General features: G+C 72.3%; 18 protein-coding genes. 13 read left to right on the top strand and 5 right to left on the bottom strand.

Features of this window, described 5'->3' with window-relative positions; translation table 11 throughout:
• Positions 1-31 precede the first annotated feature (31 nt).
• Positions 32-1,156, bottom strand: coding sequence for an NADH-quinone oxidoreductase subunit D (locus IEY99_RS04805; protein ID WP_189200636.1), 1,125 nt, complete (start codon positions 1,154-1,156; stop codon positions 32-34).
• A gap of 74 nt (positions 1,157-1,230) precedes the next feature.
• Complete coding sequence (locus IEY99_RS04800; RefSeq protein ID WP_189200634.1) at positions 1,231-2,193, bottom strand: SAM-dependent methyltransferase; 963 nt, start codon at positions 2,191-2,193, stop codon at positions 1,231-1,233.
• A gap of 138 nt (positions 2,194-2,331) precedes the next feature.
• On the opposite strand from IEY99_RS04800, the gene IEY99_RS04795 reads away from it, so the two are divergent.
• The 9 genes from IEY99_RS04795 (at position 2,332) to IEY99_RS04755 (ending at position 14,123) form a co-directional block, all read left to right on the top strand.
• Positions 2,332-3,225 carry a Rossmann-like and DUF2520 domain-containing protein gene (locus IEY99_RS04795; protein WP_189199614.1) on the top strand — a complete coding sequence of 298 codons (894 nt, stop codon included), beginning with the start codon at positions 2,332-2,334 and terminating at the stop codon, positions 3,223-3,225.
• Positions 3,222-4,055, top strand: a complete 834-nt coding sequence (panC, locus tag IEY99_RS04790; RefSeq protein ID WP_189199612.1) for a pantoate--beta-alanine ligase — start codon at positions 3,222-3,224, stop codon at positions 4,053-4,055. Before IEY99_RS04795 ends, panC begins: the two co-directional genes overlap by 4 nt.
• Positions 4,055-4,483 (top strand): aspartate 1-decarboxylase, encoded by a 429-nt coding sequence (gene panD, locus IEY99_RS04785; RefSeq protein WP_189199610.1) that lies wholly within the window; start codon positions 4,055-4,057, stop codon positions 4,481-4,483. The genes panC and panD overlap by 1 nt, the downstream gene beginning before the upstream one ends.
• Positions 4,484-4,601: 118 nt before the next feature.
• On the top strand, positions 4,602-5,660 hold the full coding sequence (locus IEY99_RS04780) for a septum formation family protein (RefSeq protein WP_229798113.1): 1,059 nt from the start codon (positions 4,602-4,604) through the stop codon (positions 5,658-5,660).
• A 62-nt stretch (positions 5,661-5,722) separates the two neighbouring features.
• A complete protein-coding gene (locus IEY99_RS04775; protein WP_189199608.1) occupies positions 5,723-7,369 on the top strand; it encodes an L-aspartate oxidase in 1,647 nt (548 codons plus the stop codon).
• On the top strand, positions 7,366-8,247 hold the full coding sequence (nadC, locus tag IEY99_RS04770) for a carboxylating nicotinate-nucleotide diphosphorylase (protein WP_373293283.1): 882 nt from the start codon (positions 7,366-7,368) through the stop codon (positions 8,245-8,247). Before IEY99_RS04775 ends, nadC begins: the two co-directional genes overlap by 4 nt.
• Positions 8,248-8,675: 428 nt before the next feature.
• The gene (locus IEY99_RS04765; protein ID WP_189199606.1) at positions 8,676-9,437 is read left to right on the top strand and encodes a type III pantothenate kinase; all 762 of its coding nucleotides are present in this window, start codon (positions 8,676-8,678) and stop codon (positions 9,435-9,437) included.
• A gap of 1,270 nt (positions 9,438-10,707) precedes the next feature.
• Positions 10,708-11,061, top strand: coding sequence for a histone-like nucleoid-structuring protein Lsr2 (locus IEY99_RS04760; RefSeq protein ID WP_189199604.1), 354 nt, complete (start codon positions 10,708-10,710; stop codon positions 11,059-11,061).
• 539 nt (positions 11,062-11,600) lie between these two features.
• Positions 11,601-14,123 carry an ATP-dependent Clp protease ATP-binding subunit gene (locus tag IEY99_RS04755; protein ID WP_189199602.1) on the top strand — a complete coding sequence of 841 codons (2,523 nt, stop codon included), beginning with the start codon at positions 11,601-11,603 and terminating at the stop codon, positions 14,121-14,123.
• Positions 14,124-14,209: 86 nt separating this feature from the next.
• Here IEY99_RS04755 and IEY99_RS04750 read toward each other — a convergent pair whose 3' ends face one another.
• Positions 14,210-14,422, bottom strand: a complete 213-nt coding sequence (locus IEY99_RS04750) for a hypothetical protein (protein ID WP_189199600.1) — start codon at positions 14,420-14,422, stop codon at positions 14,210-14,212.
• Between the two features lie 10 nt (positions 14,423-14,432).
• Positions 14,433-15,335 carry an HhH-GPD family protein gene (locus IEY99_RS04745; protein WP_189199598.1) on the bottom strand — a complete coding sequence of 301 codons (903 nt, stop codon included), beginning with the start codon at positions 15,333-15,335 and terminating at the stop codon, positions 14,433-14,435.
• A 25-nt stretch (positions 15,336-15,360) separates the two neighbouring features.
• On the opposite strand from IEY99_RS04745, the gene IEY99_RS04740 reads away from it, so the two are divergent.
• From IEY99_RS04740 to IEY99_RS04725, 4 genes are all read left to right on the top strand, one after another.
• On the top strand, positions 15,361-15,864 hold the full coding sequence (locus IEY99_RS04740) for a glycine cleavage system transcriptional repressor (RefSeq protein WP_189199596.1): 504 nt from the start codon (positions 15,361-15,363) through the stop codon (positions 15,862-15,864).
• Positions 15,861-16,412, top strand: a complete 552-nt coding sequence (locus IEY99_RS04735; protein WP_189199594.1) for a peptide deformylase — start codon at positions 15,861-15,863, stop codon at positions 16,410-16,412. Before IEY99_RS04740 ends, IEY99_RS04735 begins: the two co-directional genes overlap by 4 nt.
• An 81-nt stretch (positions 16,413-16,493) precedes the next feature.
• A complete protein-coding gene (locus IEY99_RS04730; RefSeq protein ID WP_189199592.1) occupies positions 16,494-17,228 on the top strand; it encodes an adhesin in 735 nt (244 codons plus the stop codon).
• A 19-nt stretch (positions 17,229-17,247) separates the two neighbouring features.
• Entirely contained in the window at positions 17,248-17,955 is a 708-nt protein-coding gene (locus IEY99_RS04725; protein WP_189199590.1) for an MOSC domain-containing protein, read from the top strand.
• Here the strand turns inward: IEY99_RS04725 and disA are convergent.
• Positions 17,932-19,035: a DNA integrity scanning diadenylate cyclase DisA gene (disA, locus tag IEY99_RS04720; protein ID WP_229798111.1), complete on the bottom strand. Its 1,104-nt coding sequence runs from the start codon at positions 19,033-19,035 to the stop codon at positions 17,932-17,934. The two genes, IEY99_RS04725 and disA, sit on opposite strands and share 24 nt — an antisense overlap.
• Positions 19,036-19,121: the final 86 nt, after the last annotated feature.

The following is a 19,121-nucleotide window of genomic DNA, read 5'->3' as shown; positions in this document are numbered from 1 at the left end:
CGCCGGCGGGACCGGCGCCGATTCCCGCCGCCTACTTGTCGATGTCGCCGACCACGAAGAACATCGAGCCGAGGATCGCGATCAGGTCCGGCACGAGACACCCGGGGATCAGCGTCGCCAGCGCCTGGACGTTCGCGTACGACGCGGTGCGCAGTTTGAGCCGCCACGGCGTCTTCTCGCCGCGGGACACCAGGTAGTACCCGTTGATGCCGAGCGGGTTCTCCGTCCACGCGTACGTGTGGCCCTCGGGCGCCTTGACCACCTTGGGCAGCCGCACGTTGACCGGCCCGCCGATGCTGTCCACCCGGTCCAGGCACTGCTCCGCCAGGTCGAGCGACACGTAGACCTGCTCCAGCAGCACCTCGAACCGGGCGTGGCAGTCGCCCGCGGTCCGGGTCACCACGGGCACGTCGAGCTCGCCGTACGCCAGGTAGGGCTCGTCGCGGCGCAGGTCGAGGTCCAGGCCGCTGGCGCGGGCGACGGGTCCCGAGGCGCCGTACGCCGCCGCCTGTTCGGCGGTCAGCACGCCGACGCCCACCGTACGCGCCAGGAAGATGTCGTTCCTGCGGATCAGGCGGTCGATGTCCGGCATCCGGCTGCGGACCAGCGCGATGGCCTCCCGGGCGCGGCGCGTCCAGCCGGCCGGCACCTCTTCCTTGAGGCCGCCGACCCGGTTGAACATGTAGTGGATCCGCCCGCCGGAGACCTCCTCCATGACGGCCTGCAGCGTCTCCCGCTCGCGGAACGCGTAGAACATCGGGGTGATCGCCCCGATCTCCAGCGGGTACGACCCCAGGAACATCAGGTGGTTGAGCACCCGGTTGAGCTCCGCGAGCACCATCCGCAGCCAGGTGGCGCGCTCGGGCACCTCGATGCCCATCAGCCGTTCCACGGCGAGGACGACGCCGAGCTCGTTGGAGAACGCCGACAACCAGTCGTGCCGGTTGGCGAGCACGATGATCTGCCGGTAGTCGCGGACCTCGAACAGCTTCTCGGCGCCGCGGTGCATGTAGCCGACGATCGGCTCGCACTCGACGACCCGTTCGCCGTCGAGCTTCAGCCGGAGCCGGAGCACGCCGTGGGTGGACGGGTGCTGCGGACCGATGTTGAGCACCATGTCGGCGGTGTCGAGCCCGGCGCCGGTTCCGACCGTCATCTCCCGCAAGTCACTCACGGCTCAGATCGTCCCACGAAGCTCACCGCCGCTGCCTGCGGCAGCCGCCGAGCGGCTCAGATCGTCCCACGAAGCTCGATGCCCACCTCGTGCAGCAGCCACCAGTGGCCGCCCAGCCCGGCCGGGTCGGTCAGCTCCGCGGCCGCGCCGGCCGCGCCCAGCGCGCGCAGATAGCCCGCCGGGTCGGTGCGGGCAAGATCCAACGGTGGCCGGGCGCCGTCCACCCCCAGGGCCCGGAGCGCCGCCCGCTGCGTCATGATCCGGTACGGCGTCCCGCCGGCGGCCGCGGCCGAGTCGAGGGCCACGTGCGCGGTCACGTCGCAGCTTCCGTCGGGAACGGGGTCGACCTCCCGCCCGTCGCGGAATCCGGTGAGCGTGCCGAACGCCGGTCGCGCGCCGCGCAGGTGCCCGTAGTCGACCGCCAGGGCGCAGCCCCGGCGCACCGCGGCGACCGCGTCCGCCCAGACCACGTCGCGGGGCCAGCCGATCTCGACGCGGTCGCCCAGCCCGGCCCCGGGCCACCAGCGGGCGAGCCAGAACCGGTCCGCGGGGTTCACGTCGGCGCCCAGCGACTCCGCGCCGGTGACGAGATCGACCAGCAGCCGGCGTGCGCGTCCGTCGGAGTCGATCTCCGCCACGTCGAGCGGGACGTTGTCCAGCCATTCGGTGGCGAGCAGCACGCCCTCGATGGCGGAGGGGATGCCGGACCGCCAGGCGATCGCGTCCGGGAGCCCGGCGGGCCGGGGCGCCAGCTCGACGCCGGTGAACCGGACCCGGCCCGCGAGCGGCGTCCCGGCGGTCGAGGCGGCCAGGGCGGCGAGCAGTTCCCCGCGTCCGGCCCCCACGTCGACCACCTGCAGGACCGGGGGCCGGCCGAGCCGCGCGTCCACCGCCTCGATCAGGCGCAGCAGGGCGCCGGCGAACAGCGGGGACGCGTGCACGCTGGTCCGGAAGTGGTCGGCCGGGCCGGAGGCCGGGCCCGTGAAGAACCCCTCGGGGCCGTACAACGCGTGTTGCATGGCGAACCGCCAACCCACCCTGGTCACAGGAAGCAATCTACGGGCGGTGCAGTTGTTCACACGCCCTTGTCACGGGTGTGTTACGGGGGCGCATACTTTCCCTCGACCGGTACCCCTTGTCGAGGACTGGATCTGCATATGAGCGCAGTGCCGCGTGTCGCCTCGCGCGCGTACCCGCTGGTCGTCGGCGTCGTCGGCGCGGGCCGGGTGGGTGCCGTCCTCGGCGCCGCCCTCGCCGCGGCCGGGCACGACGTGGTCGCCGCCGCGGCCGTCTCCGCCGCCTCCCGGGAACGAGCCCGCCGCCTGCTGCCGCGGGCCGAGATCCTGCCCGCCGACGAGGTCGCCCGCGCCGCCACCGACCTGCTGCTCCTCGCCGTGCCCGACGACGCGCTCGGCGGCGTCGTGGCCGGGCTGGCCGCGACCGGGGCGCTCGATGACCGTACGGTCGTCGCGCACACCTCCGGTGCCCACGGCCTCGCGATCCTCGGCGACGTCGACGGCATCGCGCTGCATCCGGCGATGACCTTCACCGGCGCGGACGGCGACCTCGACCGCCTGCCCGGCATCGCGTGGGGCGTGACCGCCCGCGACCGTGCCTTCGCCGCACGCCTGGTCACCGACCTGGGCGGCGTCCCGGAGTGGATCGCCGAGGACGCCCGGCCGCTGTACCACGCAGCGCTGGCGCACGGTGCCAACCACCTGGTCACGCTCGTCAACGAGGCGGCCGACGTGCTGCGCGCCGCCGGGGTGCGGCACCCGGCGACCGTGCTGTCGCCGCTGCTGCACGCGGCCCTCGGCAACGCCCTCGAGCTCGGCGACGCCGCGCTCACCGGGCCGGTGTCGCGGGGCGACGCGGGCACCGTACGCAAGCATCTCGACCGGCTGGCGCCGGAGTCGGCGCCCGCCTATCTCGCCCTGGCCCGGCGCACCGCCGACCGGGCCGTCGCCGCCGGACGCCTGCGCCCGCAGGACGCGGCCCTGCTGTTGGATGTCCTGGCCTCCGCCCACGCGACCGTTGGGAGCCCGTCATGACCGTTCTCGTCCATACCCGGGCCGGGCTCGCCGCCGCCCGCGCCGCCGCACCGGGCCGGGTCGCCGTGGTGATGACCATGGGCGCCCTGCACGAGGGGCACCGGCAGCTCATGCGGCAGGCCCGCGAGCGGGCCGACTACGTGATCGTCACGGTCTTCGTGAACCCGCTGCAGTTCGGCCCGAACGAGGACTTCGACAAGTACCCGCGCACGCTTGCCGCCGACGTCGAGGCGTGCACGGCGGAGCGCGCGGACCTGGTGTTCGCCCCGGACCGCGAGGAGATGTACCCGGGCGGCACGCCGTCGGTGACCCTCGATGCGGGCGCCCTCGGCACGATCCTCGAGGGTGCCAGCCGGCCCGGCCACTTCTCCGGCATGCTGACCGTCGTCGCCAAGCTGCTCCAGCTCACCCGCGCCGACGTCGCGTTCTTCGGCGAGAAGGACTACCAGCAGCTCGCGCTGATCAAGCGCATGGTCACCGACCTGGAGATCGGCGCCGAGATCGTGGGCGTGCCCACCGTACGCGAGCCCGACGGCCTGGCCATGTCGAGCCGTAACCGGTACCTCTCGGCCGAGCAGCGCGAGGCCGCTCTCGCCCTCTCGCACGCGCTGCGCGAGGGGGCGCTGCAGGACGACGGCAGGCGCATCCTCGAGGCGGCGAGGAAGATCCTCGACGACGAGCCCGGCGTCCAGGTCGACTATCTTGCGCTGACCGACCCGCTGCTCGGGCCCGCGCCCACGACCGGCCCCGCCCGCCTGCTGGTGGCGGCGAAGGTCGGCACCACCCGCCTGATCGACAACGTTCCGCTGCTCCTGGGAGAGGCCGCCTGATGCTCCGCACCATGCTCAAGTCCAAGATCCACCGGGCCACCGTGACGCAGGCCGACCTGCACTACGTGGGGTCGGTGACCGTGGACCTCGACCTGCTGGAGGCGGCGGACCTGCTGCCGGGCGAGCAGGTCGCGATCGTGGACGTGACCAACGGCGCGCGCCTGGAGACGTACGTGATCCCGGGCGAGCGCGGCAGCGGCGTGATCGGCATCAACGGCGCGGCGGCCCACCTGGTGCACCCGGGCGACCTGGTCATCCTCATCTCCTACGGGCAGATGGACTCGGCGGAGGCGCGCTCGTACCAGCCGCGGATCGTGCACGTGGACGCCGACAACAAGATCATCGAGCTGGGCGCGGACCCGGCGGCCGCCGTCGAGGGCATGGCCGACGATCTGGTACGGGGCGATCTGACGCTGTCCGCCCGCTGAGGGCGGTCCGGTCCTCCTCGCGGGGACCGGCCGGTCTCCCGAACGGCGCCTGACGCCCGGGTCGATTGCCATATCATCGGCAAATCGGACATCGTGCGGCGCTCGGGGGGCTCGGTTCATGCGTCACTTCTCCCGGCGGCACTCCGGGCGGAACATCTCCCGGTGGCTCGCCGGGCGGCACTCCGGGCGGAACGCCTTCGGGTGGCTCGCCGGGCGGCACTCCGGGCGGAACGCCTTCGGGTGGCTCGCCGGGCTGCACCCCGGGCGGACGCGCCGGTGGGGCGTCGCCGGGGCGCTGAGCCTGCTGGTGGCCGCGTCCCTCGCCGGGTGCGCCAACCCCGCCGGGGTCGACGGCAACCTCACCAACCAGTGGGCCGCGCTCGGCGTGCCGACCGGTTTCACCCCGACGGCCGGAACCTGCCACCTCGCGAACTTCTCCACCTCCGGCCCGCGGGCCTCGTACGAAGAGGTCGACTGCCAGATCAAGCACCGCACCGAGACGGTGCACGTCGACACGTATCCGAGCCCGGCCGCGGAGGCGCCCGAACCTCCGGCGAACGCGTCCGCGGCGGCGCGCGCGGCGTACGCGACCTGCGACAAGAAGACCACCGAGTACGTCGGCGGGCCGTGGCGCACCGCCCGGCTGTGGATCGGGGTGACCCAGCCGACCCGGGCCGCCTGGGCCGGGGGCGCCCGCTGGTTCCGCTGCGAGGTCGTGGTCAGCAGCTCGGTCGAGGACGACGGCGGGCTCGTCCAGCGGGTCGGGAGCCTGCGGGGGGCGCTGGCGGAAGTCGCGTCGCCCCTGCTGCTCACCTGCTACACCGTGAAGCTCGGCAAGGACGGTGAGATCGGCACGATGCCCGCCGCGCCCTGCCACGCCCCACACAACGCCGAGTTCGTCGGGGTCTGGGACGCCGGCGACCGTCCGTACCCGAAGACCGCCAAGCAGTGGGACGAGTACCACGACGGGTGCCGTGGCCTGATCGCCTCGTACGTCGGGGTACCCGACGACGCCGACCTGCAGTACCGGGCCGGCGTGGTGTCGCTGCCGGGCGGAGACGACGTGTGGGAGCTCGGCGACCGGGGTGTGCGGTGCTACCTGTGGGTGGACACGAACAAACTGAAGTCTTCGGTCAAGGGCAAGGGCCAGAAGGCGCTTCCGGTCCAGTACCAGTAACGCTGAGCACTTCTTGGCGCCCCGGCCGTGATTTCGTCGTACGGGCGGGGTTGACTGATCACATGTCGCATCTCGCCGGCCTGCCGGCGCTACCCCGCCGCCTGGCCGCCCCCGAACCGGGCTGGAGCGAGTCCACCGACGTGCTGGTGGTCGGCTCGGGGATCGCGGGCCTGACCGCCGCGCTGCACCTGCGGGAGCAGGGCCTGCACGTCACGGTCGTCACCAAGGTCAACATCGACGACGGCTCCACCCGCTGGGCGCAGGGCGGCATCGCCGCCGTGCTGGACCCGCTCGACACCCCCGAGGCGCACGCCTTCGACACCGAGATCGCCGGCGTCGGCCTCTGCGACCCGGCGGCCGTGCGCGTGCTGGTCGAGGAGGGGCCGACCCGGATCAAGGAGCTGATGCGGCTCGGCGCGGAGTTCGACCGCAACGCCGACGGCTCGCTCATGCTGACCCGCGAGGGCGGCCACCGCGCCGACCGCATCGTGCACGCCGGCGGCGACGCGACCGGGGCCGAGGTCCAGCGTGCCCTGCACGCGGCGGTGCGCCGGGACCCGTGGATCCGCCTGGTCGAGCACGCCCTCGTGCTCGACCTGCTGCGCTCCGCCGACGGCCGGGCCTGCGGCCTCACCCTGCACGTCCTCGGCGAAGGCAGCGAGGACGGCGTCGGCGCGATCCTGGCGCGGGCGGTCGTGCTGGCCACCGGCGGCATGGGCCAGATCTTCGCGTCCACCACCAACCCGGCCGTCTCCACCGGCGACGGCGTCGCGCTCGCGCTGCGCGCCGGCGCCACCGTCACCGACGTGGAGTTCGTCCAGTTCCACCCGACTTCCTTCGTCACCGCGAGCGTGACCTCGGTGCAGCGGCCGCTGATCTCCGAGGCGCTCCGGGGCGAGGGCGCCCACCTGGTCGACGAGGCCGGCAAGCGGTTCATGGTCGGCCAGCACGAGCTGGCGGAGCTCGCGCCCCGCGACGTCGTCGCCAAGGGCATCCACCGCGTGCTGCGGGCCGCCGGCGAGGACCACGTCTATCTGGACGCCCGCCACCTCGGCAAGGACTTCCTCGAGCGGCGCTTCCCGACCATCGTGGCGTCGACCCGCGCGGCCGGCGTCGATCCGGCCACCGAGCTCATCCCGGTGGCACCCGCGGCCCACTACGCCTCCGGCGGCGTCCGCACCGACCTCCACGGCCGTACCTCCATCCCCGGCCTGTACGCCTGCGGCGAGGTCGCCTGCACCGGCGTGCACGGCGCCAACCGGCTGGCCAGCAACTCCCTGCTGGAGGGGCTGGTCTTCTCCCGCCGCATCGCCGACGACATCGCCCGCCACCTGCCGCCGCAGGCCGACCCGGCCCCGCGGGCCGGCGAGCCGGGCTGGGTGGCGCATCCGGAGATCCGCGCCAAGCTCCAGCGCGCGATGACCCTCGGTGCGGGCGTGCTGCGCTCGGCCGAGTCCCTGGAGAGCACGGCGGGCGAGCTCGGCCGCCTCGGTGAGCAGCGCGGCGAGCCCCGCAACGCCGCGTGGGAGGCGACCAACCTGCTCACCGTGGCCGCCGCCCTGGTCGCCTCGGCGCACGCCCGCCGGGAGACCCGCGGCTGCCACTGGCGCGAGGACCACCCGAACGCGGCCGACGAATGGCGCGGGCACCTGCTGGACTCGGTGGACCGGCACGGCATGCTGGCACAGACCTTCGAGGAGATGGCATGACCGACGAGATCCCGCAGGCGGCAATGGTCGAGGGCCTGAACCTCGCCGAGGTGGAACGCGTCGTCTACACGGCGCTCGCGGAGGACCTCGGCGATCCGCCGCGGGACGTGACCAGCGAGGCCACCATCGGCGCCGAGCAGACCGGCACCGCCGAGCTGGTGGCCCGCGCGGACGGGGTCGTGGCCGGGCTGCCGGTCGCCGCCGAGGTCTTCGCGGTGACCTCGGGCGGCACCGCCCGCTTCGACCAGCGGGTGCCGGAGGGCGCCCGGGTCACCCGCGGCGACGTGCTCGCGGTGGTCACCGGACCGACCCGCGCGCTGCTGACGGCGGAGCGTACGGCGCTCAACCTGCTGTGCCGCATGTCCGGCGTGGCCACGCACACCCGCAAGTGGGCCGACGTCCTCGCCGGCACGAAGGCGACCGTGCTGGACACCCGCAAGACCACCCCGGGCCTGCGCGCCCTGGAGAAGTACGCGGTCCGCGTCGCCGGTGGCACCAACAAGCGCATGGGCCTCTACGACGTCGCGATGATCAAGGACAACCACAAGCTGGCGGCGGGCGGCATCGCGGCGGCATACCGGCTGGTCCGCGAGAAGTTTCCGGACGTCGCCGTGCAGGTCGAGGTGACGACCGTCGCCGAGGCGGAGGAAGCGGTCGAGGCCGGAGCGGACTTCCTGCTCTGCGACAACATGAGCCCGGAGCTGCTCCGCTCGGTCGTCGACCGGGTCGGCGGCCGCGCCGAGCTGGAGGCCACCGGCAACCTGACCCTCGAAACGGCGACCGCCTACGCGGCGACTGGGGTGGATTATCTCTCGGTGGGTGGTTTGACGCATTCCTCCCCGATTCTCGACATCGCCATGGATTTGCGAGTCGACTGACGCCGGCTCGGCGGGACGGCTTGAGGCGGCGGCCGGCTGCTGGGGGCGGCGACCGGGCTGCTGGAGGCGACCGGGCTGGGCTGCTGAGACGGTGAGGCGGCCGGGCGGCTGAGGCGGCCGGGCGGCCGGGCGGCTGAGGCGGCCGGGCGGCTGAGGCGGCGCCGGGGCCGCTGAGGCGCGGTGCGGCGGCTGAAGGAGGCTGCTGTGCCTTCGGTGCTCTGCCACCCTCACGGGTTTTGCCGTGGCGCGGCGAGCTGCCGGAGGAGTGGCACGGGGATGTAGCCCGGCAGTGAGGGCGATGGGCTCGCGGCGGGGGCTGCGTGTGCCGGTGGGGGTGGTGTTGCGGTTGTGGGCGCCAACGGCCGTACCCGGAACGGTTTAAGGTTTTGATCGTCGCCCGGACCCGTCCCCCACCTAAGGTTCTGATCGTGCTTCTCTGCATCGACATCGGTAACACCAACACCGTCCTCGCCACCTTCGACGGCGACAAGCTGGTGCACAGCTGGCGGATCAAGACCGACGCCCGGTCGACCGCGGACGAGCTCGGTCTGATGTTCCGCGGGCTGCTGGCCGGGGACGCGGTGGAGATCAGCGGAGTGGCGGCCTGCTCGACCGTGCCCGCCGCGCTGCGGTCGCTGCGCACGATGCTGGCGCGCTACTACGGCGATCTGCCGAACGTGATCGTCGAGCCCGGCGTGAAGACCGGCGTGCAGCTCGCGATCGACAACCCCAAGGAGGTCGGCGCCGACCGGGTGGTCAACACGCTGGCCGCGCACGCGCTCTACGGCGGTCCGTCGATCGTCGTCGACTTCGGTACCACCACCAACTTCGACGTGATCAGCGCCAAGGGGGAGTTCCTCGGCGGTGCCTTCGCGCCCGGGATCGAGATCTCCTTCGACGCCCTCGCCGCGCGGGCCGCGCAGTTGCGCAAGGTGGAGCCCACCAAGCCGCGGTCGGTCATCGGCAAGAACACGGTCGAGTGCCTGCAGTCCGGCCTCTATTACGGCGTCGCCGGGCAGGTCGACCGCATCGTCGAGCTGATGACGGCCGAGCTGGGCCCGGTGCGGTCGGTGATCGCCACCGGCGGGCTGGCCTGGCTCGTCAAGGACGAATGCCGGACCATCACCGCGTTCGAACCGATGATCACGCTGATCGGCCTGCGCATGGTCTATGAGCGCAATGTCGGTTGATCGGATGGTCCGGCCCTGATCGCGCTGATCGTCCCGATCGCGCGCCGCGGGCTTCTCGCCGGGGCGGCCGCCCGGCGTATTAATTGCGGTCAGAACAGATCCTCCGGCCAGGGTTTGTAACGCACAGCGACGCGTTGTTCACGGATCTCTATCTTTTCGGCCGGTGGAGCGGTTGATCATCGTTGCAATTGCACCAACCCGAGGCATGTCGCATGCGGCCGTGGGACGGGAAGTTGCCGATTTCCCGGGCGCGGGATCGGCACGCGCCGACGACCTGCTTTCGCGGGGGCGGGGGCGAGCTGCTTTCGCCGGGCCGGGCCAGCTGCTTTCGCCGGGCCGGGCCAGCTGCTTTCGCCGGGCCGGGCGAGCTGCTTTCGCCGGGCCGGGCGAGCTGCTTTCGCCAGGCCGGGCGACCTGCTTTCGCCAGGCCGGGCGAGCTGCTTTCGCCGGGTCAGGCCACCTAGTTTCACGGATCCTCGGCGACTGTCGGTGACTTCGCCGGATTAGGTCTCGGTCGTTTACCTCGGCCGGCGGCCCCGACTTGCACGCATGGCAGCTTGCCGGGGAGCAAGCGGGCGCACGGGAGCGGATGGCCGGGAGCAGCCTGCCTGGAACGACGGCGCCGGGCCGAAACCCGGGCGGAAAGCCGGGGTCGGCAGCCGGCCGGAAGGCCGGCGTTCGGTGTGCGGCCCGGCACTCGGCGTGCAGCCACGCAGTCGGCGTGCGGCCCAGCGCTCGGCGTTCGGCGTGGGGCCGGGCGTGTGGCCGTCCTGGGTGGCGCTGGGCGTGGGCCGGGCGTGTGGTCGTCCGGGGTGGCGCTGGGCGTGGGGCCGGGCGTGTGGTCGTCCGGGTGGCGCTGGGCGTGGGGCCGGGCGTGTGGCCGTCCGGGGTGGCGCTGGGCTTGCGTCCGGGCGTGTGACGTCCGGGATCGCGTTCGGTGTGCGGCCGGGCGTGTGGCCGTCCGCGGTGGCGCTGGGCTTGTGGCCCGGCCTGTGGGCCGTCCGGGATCGCGCTCCGCGTCTCGGCGGGTGGCCCTCCCGGGTCTCGCTCGGCGCGATTTCCGGGGCCCGCACGGGAATCGGCGGCCCAGGCCCCGCCGGAATGGGGAAACGGGCCGCTCGCTGAGCCGGGCATTCACGAAACACTCCGTTCGATGCCGGTGCGCGTTCAAGTCGATATCGAGGCCCGCATTGACGGAACACGCGGGCATAGCGTTATTGTTCTCCACAGGGCTTTGTCTGAGAACCTGTGTTCGGAAGGATAACGGCGCGTGGCCAAGCAGATCATTCACAAGCTGGTCGACGATCTCGACGGTGGTGATGCCGACGAGACCGTCAAGTTCGCCCTCGACGGCATTCAGTATGAGATCGACCTGTCCGACAAGAACGCGGCGAAATTGCGGGAAGTCTTCGCGCAGTACGTCGCCGCCGGATCGAAGGTCGCCCGTGGCGGGGTGGTCGTGGGCGGTCGGGCGGCCCGGGGCCGCGGCGGCGCCACCGCCGACCGCGAGCAGAACAAGGCCATCCGCGAGTGGGCCAAGAAGAACGGCAAGGACATCTCCGACCGGGGGCGGATCCCGCAGGAGATCGTGGACGAGTTCCACGCCAAGGGGCCGGGCCGCTGAGGCTCGTCGCTCCCGGCCTGCCCGAGCTCGGCCGCCGGCCCTCATCCGGGGTGGGCCCGGCGGCATCGAGGTAGGGCCGGCCGCCGGGGTGGGTCCGGCGGCGCCGAGGTAGGGCCCTCATCCGGGGTGGGCCCGGCGGCATCGAGGTAGGGCCGGCCGCCGGGGTGGTCTCCCGGCACACCGCTTTCCACAGGGTTCGTAGCGCTCCGGCGCTGCGGACCCTGCTGCTTTTCACTCCTTCCGCGCTCGGCGTGCGTAAGTTATCCACAGGGGTGTACGGCGTTGTCCACAGGCTGTGGACAGGGTCGCCGCCGCCGATGATCGCGCCTGGGATTTCGCTGTCCGCGTACTCCGCGGGGGTGGGGAACAGCCGTTGAGCGTGCGAAGTTGGGGAAATCATCGGCGCAGGACGTCCCGAGAGGGCTCGAGGGCCCAGCAGAGTCACCCGGCGGCGATAGAGTTACAGCACGGGTATCACCGATGCCCGTGCGCTGGCCCCGCCAGTTCATTGGCGCACGGCACGTGAGGAGCACGAGGGCATGTTCGAGCGGTTCACCGACCGAGCGCGACGGGTTGTCGTCCTGGCCCAGGAAGAGGCCCGGATGCTCAACCACAACTACATCGGGACAGAGCACATCCTGCTCGGCCTGATCCACGAGGGTGAAGGTGTCGCTGCCAAGGCTCTGGAGAGCCTGGGCATCTCCCTCGAGGGTGTGCGCCAGCAGGTTGAGGAGATCATCGGCCAGGGTCAGCAGGCGCCCAGCGGGCACATCCCGTTCACGCCGCGGGCCAAGAAGGTGCTGGAGCTGTCGCTGCGCGAGGCTCTGCAGCTGGGCCACAACTACATCGGCACGGAGCACATCCTGCTCGGGCTGATCCGTGAGGGCGAGGGCGTGGCCGCGCAGGTGCTGGTCAAGCTCGGCGCCGACCTGAACCGGGTCCGCCAGCAGGTCATCCAGCTGCTCTCGGGTTATCAGGGCAAGGAGCCGGCCGCGGCCGGTGCGGCGGCGGGCGAGGCCGCGCCGTCGACGTCGCTGGTGCTGGACCAGTTCGGCCGTAACCTGACCCAGGCCGCCCGGGAGGGCAAGCTCGACCCGGTCATCGGCCGGGAGAAGGAAATCGAGCGGGTCATGCAGGTGCTGTCGCGCCGGACGAAGAACAATCCGGTGCTGATCGGCGAGCCGGGTGTCGGCAAGACCGCGGTCGTCGAGGGGCTGTCGCAGTCCATCGTCAAGGGTGAGGTGCCCGAGACGTTGAAGGACAAGCAGCTCTACACCCTCGACCTGGGCGCGCTGGTCGCCGGCTCGCGCTACCGCGGTGACTTCGAGGAGCGCCTCAAGAAGGTGCTCAAGGAGATCCGCACCCGCGGCGACATCATCCTGTTCATCGACGAGATCCACACCCTGGTCGGTGCGGGTGCCGCCGAGGGCGCCATCGACGCGGCGTCGATCCTCAAGCCCATGCTGGCCCGCGGCGAGCTGCAGACCATCGGCGCGACCACCCTGGACGAGTACCGCAAGCACCTCGAGAAGGACGCGGCCCTCGAGCGCCGCTTCCAGCCGATCCAGGTGGGCGAGCCGTCGCTCGCGCACACCATCGAGATCCTCAAGGGTCTGCGGGATCGTTACGAGGCACATCACCGGATCAGCATCACCGATGCCGCGCTGGTGGCGGCGGCGACGCTGGCCGACCGCTACATCTCGGACCGGTTCCTGCCGGACAAGGCGATCGACCTGATCGACGAGGCCGGTGCCCGGATGCGGATCCGCCGGATGACCGCGCCGCCGGACCTGCGCGACTTCGACGAGCGCATCGCCCAGGTGCGCCGGGACAAGGAGTCCGCGATCGACGCGCAGGACTTCGAGCGGGCCGCGCAGCTGCGCGACAAGGAGAAGCAGCTGCTGGGTCAGAAGGCGCAGCGGGAGAAGGAGTGGAAGGCCGGCGACCTGGACGTGGTGTCCGAGGTCGACGACGAGCAGATCGCCGAGGTGCTGGGCAACTGGACCGGTATCCCGGTGTACAAGCTGACCGAGGAGGAGACCTCCCGGCTGCTGCGCATGGAGGACGAGCTCCACAAGCGGGTCATCGGCCAGGAGGACGCGGTCAAGGCCGTGTCGAAGGCGATCCGGCGTACCCGTGCCGGTCTGAAGGACCCGAAGCGGCCCTCCGGCTCGTTCATCTTCGCCGGCCCCTCGGGTGTCGGTAAGACCGAGCTGTCCAAGGCCCTCGCGGAGTTCCTGTTCGGCTCCGAGGACGCGCTGATCCAGCTGGACATGTCGGAGTTCCACGACCGGTACACCGTGTCGCGGCTGGTCGGTGCGCCGCCCGGATACGTCGGCTACGACGAGGGTGGCCAGCTGACCGAGAAGGTGCGTCGTAAGCCGTTCTCGGTGGTGCTCTTCGACGAGATCGAGAAGGCGCACCCGGACGTGTTCAACACGCTGCTGCAGATCCTCGAGGACGGCCGGCTCACCGATGGTCAGGGCCGCATCGTGGACTTCAAGAACACGGTGATCATCCTGACCACCAACCTGGGCACGCGGGACGTGGCCAAGGCGGTGTCGCTGGGCTTCCAGGCCTCCGAGGCCGAGGAGTCCAACTACGAGCGGATGAAGGTCAAGGTCAACGACGAGCTGAAGCAGCACTTCCGCCCGGAGTTCCTCAACCGCATCGACGACACGATCGTCTTCCACCAGCTGCGCCAGAACGAGATCCTGGAGATCGTCGACATCTTCACCTCGCGGATCGAGACCCAGCTCAAGAACAAGGACATGGGCCTCGAGCTGACCGACAACGCCAAGAAGTACCTGGCGAAGAAGGGCTTCGACCCGGTCCTGGGCGCCCGGCCGCTGCGCCGTACGATCCAGCGCGACCTGGAAGACACCCTCAGCGAGCAGATCCTGTTCAACGAGCTGCGCCCCGGCCAGATCGTCGTGGTCGACTGCGAAGGCGACCCGGAGAACACCGACAAGTCCAAGCTGGTGTTCAAGGGAGCCGACCGCGGATCCGTGGTGCCCGACGCCGTCCCCGCCGACCTCGGCGCGGCCGCATCGGACGAGTAGCCGAGCACGACACAACCGAGCACGACGCAACGGCCCGGCGCGAAAGCGCCGGGCCGTTGCGCGTCCACCCTCGTCGGTGGCGGTGGTCAGTGCCGGCGATGCCGGGAGGGGTACCAGATGACGATGTTGCGCACCTTGCGCGTGCGCAGGAACGTCTCGGCGCCGCCGACCCAGAACGCCGCTCCGTCGAGCTCGCAGGCGAGCGGCACCACGTCCGGTTGGTCGTCGTCGCCGAGTGTCGCCATCCGTACCAGCGGCCGGGACCGGGTGAACTCGATCTCCCGGTCGTCGAAGCCCATGGCCGGGAACCTAGCCGATGGCCGGGTAGCGGGGCGGGTGGTCGCCGGCGAGCACGAAGCGGTCCGCGTCGGAGTCCAGGGGTTCCACCAGGCCGTCGGTGACCAGCCCGGCGAGGGCGCGGGCGCGCTGCACGTCGTCCGCCCAGACGACGTCGATGCGCTGCCGCGGCACCGGCCCGGTGGCCTGCCGCAGCACTTCGAGGATGAGGCCGCGGACCTGGCGGTCGGTGCCGGCGTACCGCTGGGGCCGGCGGGTCGGACCGGCCGGCGCCGGGGCCCCGCTCTGCCGCCACGCGCAGACCGGCTCGAACGGGCACTCGGCGCACCGCGGCCACCGTGCCGTGCAGACGATGGCGCCGAGCTCCATGAAGGCGATGCTGGCCCGGGCTGCCCGGGCCGGCTCCTCGGGCAGCAACTCGGCCATGGCGGCCAGGTCGGCGGCCGTGGTCGCCGGGCCGGCGTCCGGATCGCCGGCCACCGCCCGGGAGACGACGCGGCGCACGTTGGTGTCCACGACCGGGTGACGCTGGCCGTACGCGAAGGTGGCCACGGCCCGGGCGGTGTACGTCCCGACGCCCGGCAGCGCGAGCAGCTGGTCGAGGTCGTCCGGCACCCGCCCGTCGTGCCGCTCGACGAGCGCGACCGCGCACGCGTGCAGCCGCATGGCCCGGCGCGGGTAGCCGAGCCGGCCCCACATCCGGATCGCCTCGGACGGCGGGTCCTGCGCCAGGTCGGCCGGGGTCGGCCAGCGGTTCATCCAGGCGTGCCAGGCGGGCTCCACGCGCACCACCGGGGTCTGTTGCAGCATCACCTCGCTGACCAGCACCGCCCAGGCGCTGGTTCCGGGGACCCGCCAGGGCAGGTCGCGGGCGTTGCGGTCGTACCACTGGATGGCTGAGTCGGCGAGCGTCATAACCGGGCAAGCTTAAGATGCCGGCATGAACGAGCTCGCCATCACCGTCATAGGCCCGGACCGCACCGGCATCATCGCCGACGTCTCCGAGGCCCTCGCCGGCGTCGGAGCCAACCTCTCCGACTCCACGATGACCAGGCTGCGCGGCCACTTCGCCATGACGCTGATCTGCACCGGGCCGTCCGCCGAGGACGTCGAGAAGGCGCTGGAGCCGCTCAGCGGGCTGCTGGCCACGGTGCGGGCGGTCGAGCCGGAGGCGGAGGCGGGGGCGGCCGGCGAGCCGTACCTGGTGAGCGTGCACGGCGCGGACCGGCTCGGCATCGTCGCCGCGGTCACCCGGGTGGTGGCGGCGGCCGGCGGCAACATCACCGACCTGACGACCCGGCTCAGCGGCCCGCTGTACGTGCTGGTCGCCGAGGTGGACCTGCCCCCGGGCAGCGCCGACGAGCTGGCCGTACGCCTCGCCACCGCGGCCGGCGAACTGGGCGTCGACGTGACGTTGCGCCGAGCCGAGACGGACGTCCTGTGAGCGACGCCCTGGCCGGCTGGAAGCCCGACCTGCTCGGCGTCGACGGCCGGGTGCTGCCGGTCGTCACCGCCCCCGCCGAGGTGCTGAGCCGCCCGGGCGCCGAGGTCGATCCCGCCGACCCGGAGGTCGTCCAGCTCGCGGCGGACCTGGTCGCCACGATGCGGGTGTCGCCCGGCTGCGTGGGCCTGGCCGCGCCGCAGGTCGGCGTGGGTGCCCAGGTCTTCGTCGTGGACGTCACCGCGCATCCCAAGGCCGCCACGTCGCACGGCACGTTCGTGTTGTGCAACGCCCGGGTGGTGGAGGCGAGCCGCTGGCGGCCGGGCCGGGAGGGCTGCATGTCCGTGCCGGACCTGACCGGCGACGTGAAGCGCGCCGGCCGCATCGTGGTCGAGGCCGTCCTTCCGGGTACGGGCGAAGCCGTCCGCCTGGCCACCGATGCCTTCGAGGCCCGCGCCCTGCAACACGAGATCGACCACTGCGCGGGAAAACTCTTTCTGGACCGGGTGGCCGGCGCGCACGCCGTCTACCAGCGCAAGGTCTATCTCTAACGATCAGTAAACGAGTCCGTGTCGCATAACCGGCGCGTCGCGGCCGTGTCGGCGCCCGGACGGCGATACGGTGCTCCCATCATGCGTACGACGGTTGGTCCGCTTCCCGCCGCCGTGTACTGGCGGCGTCGAGCTGTGGTGCTGGGTGCACTGCTGCTCGGCGTCATCGTGCTGTTCGTCTCCTGCTCCGGCGGCGACGACAGCGGCGACAAGCAGGCCACCGGCGCCGCCCGGGGCCCCGCCTCGACGCCGGCCTCCGCGGCGGCGGAGCCCGAGCCGTCCTTCGAGGACGCGCCGCCCGGGGCGGGCACCCCGTCGCGGCCGAGCCCGGAGGAGATCCGGTCCGAGGCCCCGGCCGGTCAGCCCGACACCGAGGATCCGCAGGCCGGCACGGACACCAACGTGACCGTGCCGACCGACGGCTCCTGCACCGACCAGGAGATCTCGGTGACCCCGATCCCCGCCGGCACGACCGCCCGCCGTGGCGCCCCGGTCGAGATCCGCCTGAAGATCAAGAACGTGTCGGCCCGTACGTGCTCCCGCGACGTGGGCGCGGACCTGCAGGAGCTCTACATCGAGTCCGGCGCGCAGAAGCTCTGGTCGTCGGACACGTGCAGCAACGCCAAGGGCTCCGACGTCCGCGACTTCCCGCCGAACGGCGAGCGCGAGTACAACGTGACCTGGAACGGCCGCCAGTCGAACAAGTGCGCGGCCGGGCTGGCCGCGGGCACGGCCCCGCCCGCGGGGCAGTACCAGGTGCGCGGCCGCCTCGGCGCCAAGGTCAGCGCGCCGGTCCTGCTGACCCTCACCCCCTGACGGTGCGAGCCGCCGGGTCGTGAAGGTCGCCGAGGTTCGTCGTTTTCCGGTGAAGTCCATGCTCGGCGAGGTGGTGCCGGACGTCCGGGTCGACCGGCGCGGCGTCGTGGGGGACCGGTTGTGGGCGGTGCGCGACCCGGACGGCAAGCTCGGGAGCGGCAAGAACACTCGCCGATTCCGCCGGATGCCGGGTCTCCTGGGGTTCCAGGCCCACTCCGGCGCGAACGTCCCCGTGGTGGAGCTGCCCGACGGACGCCGCTTCGCCGCCGACGACCCGGCCGGGCATCAGGTGATCGGGGAGGTGCTCGGTCGTACGGTGACGCTCGTCGCCGAGACGGCGGTTCCGCACCACGACGAGGGCCCGGTCAGTCTGATCTCCACGGCCGCGCTGCGCGCCCTGACCGGGATGTGCGGCGGCGAGCCGGGCGGCGGGGGCGTGGATCCGCTGCGGTTCCGGGCGAACTTCCTCGTCGAGGTGCCGGGGAGCGGATTTCCGGAGGACGGCTGGTCCGGGCGCCGGCTGCGCGTCGGGCCCGACGTCGTGCTGCGCGTGGTCCGGCCGCTCACCCGCTGCGTGATGATCGACATGGCGCAGGCCTCCGCCGCCGGGCGCAACGACCTGCTCAAGGCGCTGGCCGAGCGGCACGAGATGACCTTCGGCGTGTTCGCCACCGTGGAACGGCCCGGCCGGGTCGCCGTCGGCTCAGACGTAGCGTTCGAGGATTGACGCCTCGGCGAGCCGGGACAGGCCCTCGCGGACGCCGCGGGCCCGGGCGTCGCCCACGCCCTCGACCGCCTGGAGATCCTCCACCGTGGCGCCCAGCAGCCGCTGGAGGCTGCCGAAGTGGTCGACCAGCCGCTCGACGATCTGGGCGGGAAGCCGGGGCACCTTGGCCAGCAGCCGGAAGCCACGGGGGCTGACCGCCGCGTCCAGCGCGTCGGAGGCGCCGGCGTAGCCGATGGCCTTGGCGACCGCGACCAGGTCGATCATCTCGGTCGCGCTGAGCAGGTCGAGCTCGACCAGGGCCTCGTCGAGGGTGCGCGCCTTGCGGCCGGTGGGCAGATAGTCGCGGATGACCAGGGTGCGGTCGGAGTCGACGCCGGCCATCAGCTCGTCGAGCTGCAGGGCGAGCAGGCGGCCGTCGGTGCCGAGCTCCACCACGTATCCGGAGATCTCGTCGGCGATGCGGCGCACCATTTCGAGGCGCTGCACGACCGCCACCGCGTCACGCACGGTCACGAGGTCTTCTATCTCCAGCGCCGACAGCGTGCCCGACACCTCGTCGAGCCGCAGCTTGTAACGTTCGAGCGTGGCCAGCGCCTGGTTGGCGCGGGAGAGGATGGCGGCCGAGTCGTCCAGGACGTGGCGCTGGCCGTTGACGTAGAGGCCGATGATGCGCATCGACTGGCTCACCGAGATCACCGGGAAGCCGGACTGCTTGGCGACGCGCTCCGCGGTGCGGTGCCGGGTGCCCGACTCCTCCGACGGGATGCCGGGGTCGGGCATGAGGTGCACGGCCGCGCGGACGATGCGGGTGCCGTCGCTGGAGAGCACCACGGCGCCGTCCATCTTGCACAGCTCGCGCAGCCGGGTGGCGGAGAACTCGACGTCGAGCGGGAAGCCGCCGGTGCAGATGCGCTCCACGACCTCGTCGTGGCCGAGCACGATGAGGGCGCCGGTCCGGCCGCGCAGGATCCGCTCCAAGCCGTCGCGCAGGGCGGTGCCCGGGGCCATCAGAGCGAGGTTGGCGCGCAGCGGATCGCCGCTGAGTCCGCCGCCGGTGAGACCGGGCGCGGTGGGGGTCATCGGACGCGCTGCCGATCCGCTGATGCCCGGGGCAGCCCCGTTGGCAGGACGGTTGGTGGAGGCATCGCGGTCGAGCGGCACCTGTA

The organism is Couchioplanes azureus (assembly GCF_014648355.1).
Classification (GTDB): domain Bacteria; phylum Actinomycetota; class Actinomycetes; order Mycobacteriales; family Micromonosporaceae; genus Actinoplanes; species Actinoplanes azureus.
The sequence above is the reverse complement of the archived record's forward strand: the minus strand, read 5'-3'. Positions and strand labels throughout refer to the sequence as shown.

Bases quoted from the DNA above. Each gene is read 5' to 3' on its own strand.
- IEY99_RS04795 (WP_189199614.1), top strand. From the start codon at position 2,332: ATGAGCGCAGTGCCGCGTGTCGCCTCGCGCGCGTACCCGCTGGTCGTC.
- IEY99_RS04805 (WP_189200636.1), bottom strand. From the start codon at position 1,156: ATGACGGTCGGAACCGGCGCCGGGCTCGACACCGCCGACATGGTGCTC.
- IEY99_RS04750 (WP_189199600.1), bottom strand. From the start codon at position 14,422: ATGGGCTTCGACGACCGGGAGATCGAGTTCACCCGGTCCCGGCCGCTG.
- IEY99_RS04775 (WP_189199608.1), top strand. From the start codon at position 5,723: ATGTCGCATCTCGCCGGCCTGCCGGCGCTACCCCGCCGCCTGGCCGCC.
- IEY99_RS04780 (WP_229798113.1), top strand. From the start codon at position 4,602: ATGCGTCACTTCTCCCGGCGGCACTCCGGGCGGAACATCTCCCGGTGG.
- IEY99_RS04730 (WP_189199592.1), top strand. From the start codon at position 16,494: ATGCGTACGACGGTTGGTCCGCTTCCCGCCGCCGTGTACTGGCGGCGT.
- IEY99_RS04740 (WP_189199596.1), top strand. From the start codon at position 15,361: ATGAACGAGCTCGCCATCACCGTCATAGGCCCGGACCGCACCGGCATC.
- panD (WP_189199610.1), top strand. From the start codon at position 4,055: ATGCTCCGCACCATGCTCAAGTCCAAGATCCACCGGGCCACCGTGACG.
- IEY99_RS04800 (WP_189200634.1), bottom strand. From the start codon at position 2,193: ATGCAACACGCGTTGTACGGCCCCGAGGGGTTCTTCACGGGCCCGGCC.
- nadC (WP_373293283.1), top strand. From the start codon at position 7,366: ATGACCGACGAGATCCCGCAGGCGGCAATGGTCGAGGGCCTGAACCTC.
- IEY99_RS04745 (WP_189199598.1), bottom strand. From the start codon at position 15,335: ATGACGCTCGCCGACTCAGCCATCCAGTGGTACGACCGCAACGCCCGC.
- disA (WP_229798111.1), bottom strand. From the start codon at position 19,035: ATGACCCCCACCGCGCCCGGTCTCACCGGCGGCGGACTCAGCGGCGAT.
- IEY99_RS04755 (WP_189199602.1), top strand. From the start codon at position 11,601: ATGTTCGAGCGGTTCACCGACCGAGCGCGACGGGTTGTCGTCCTGGCC.
- panC (WP_189199612.1), top strand. From the start codon at position 3,222: ATGACCGTTCTCGTCCATACCCGGGCCGGGCTCGCCGCCGCCCGCGCC.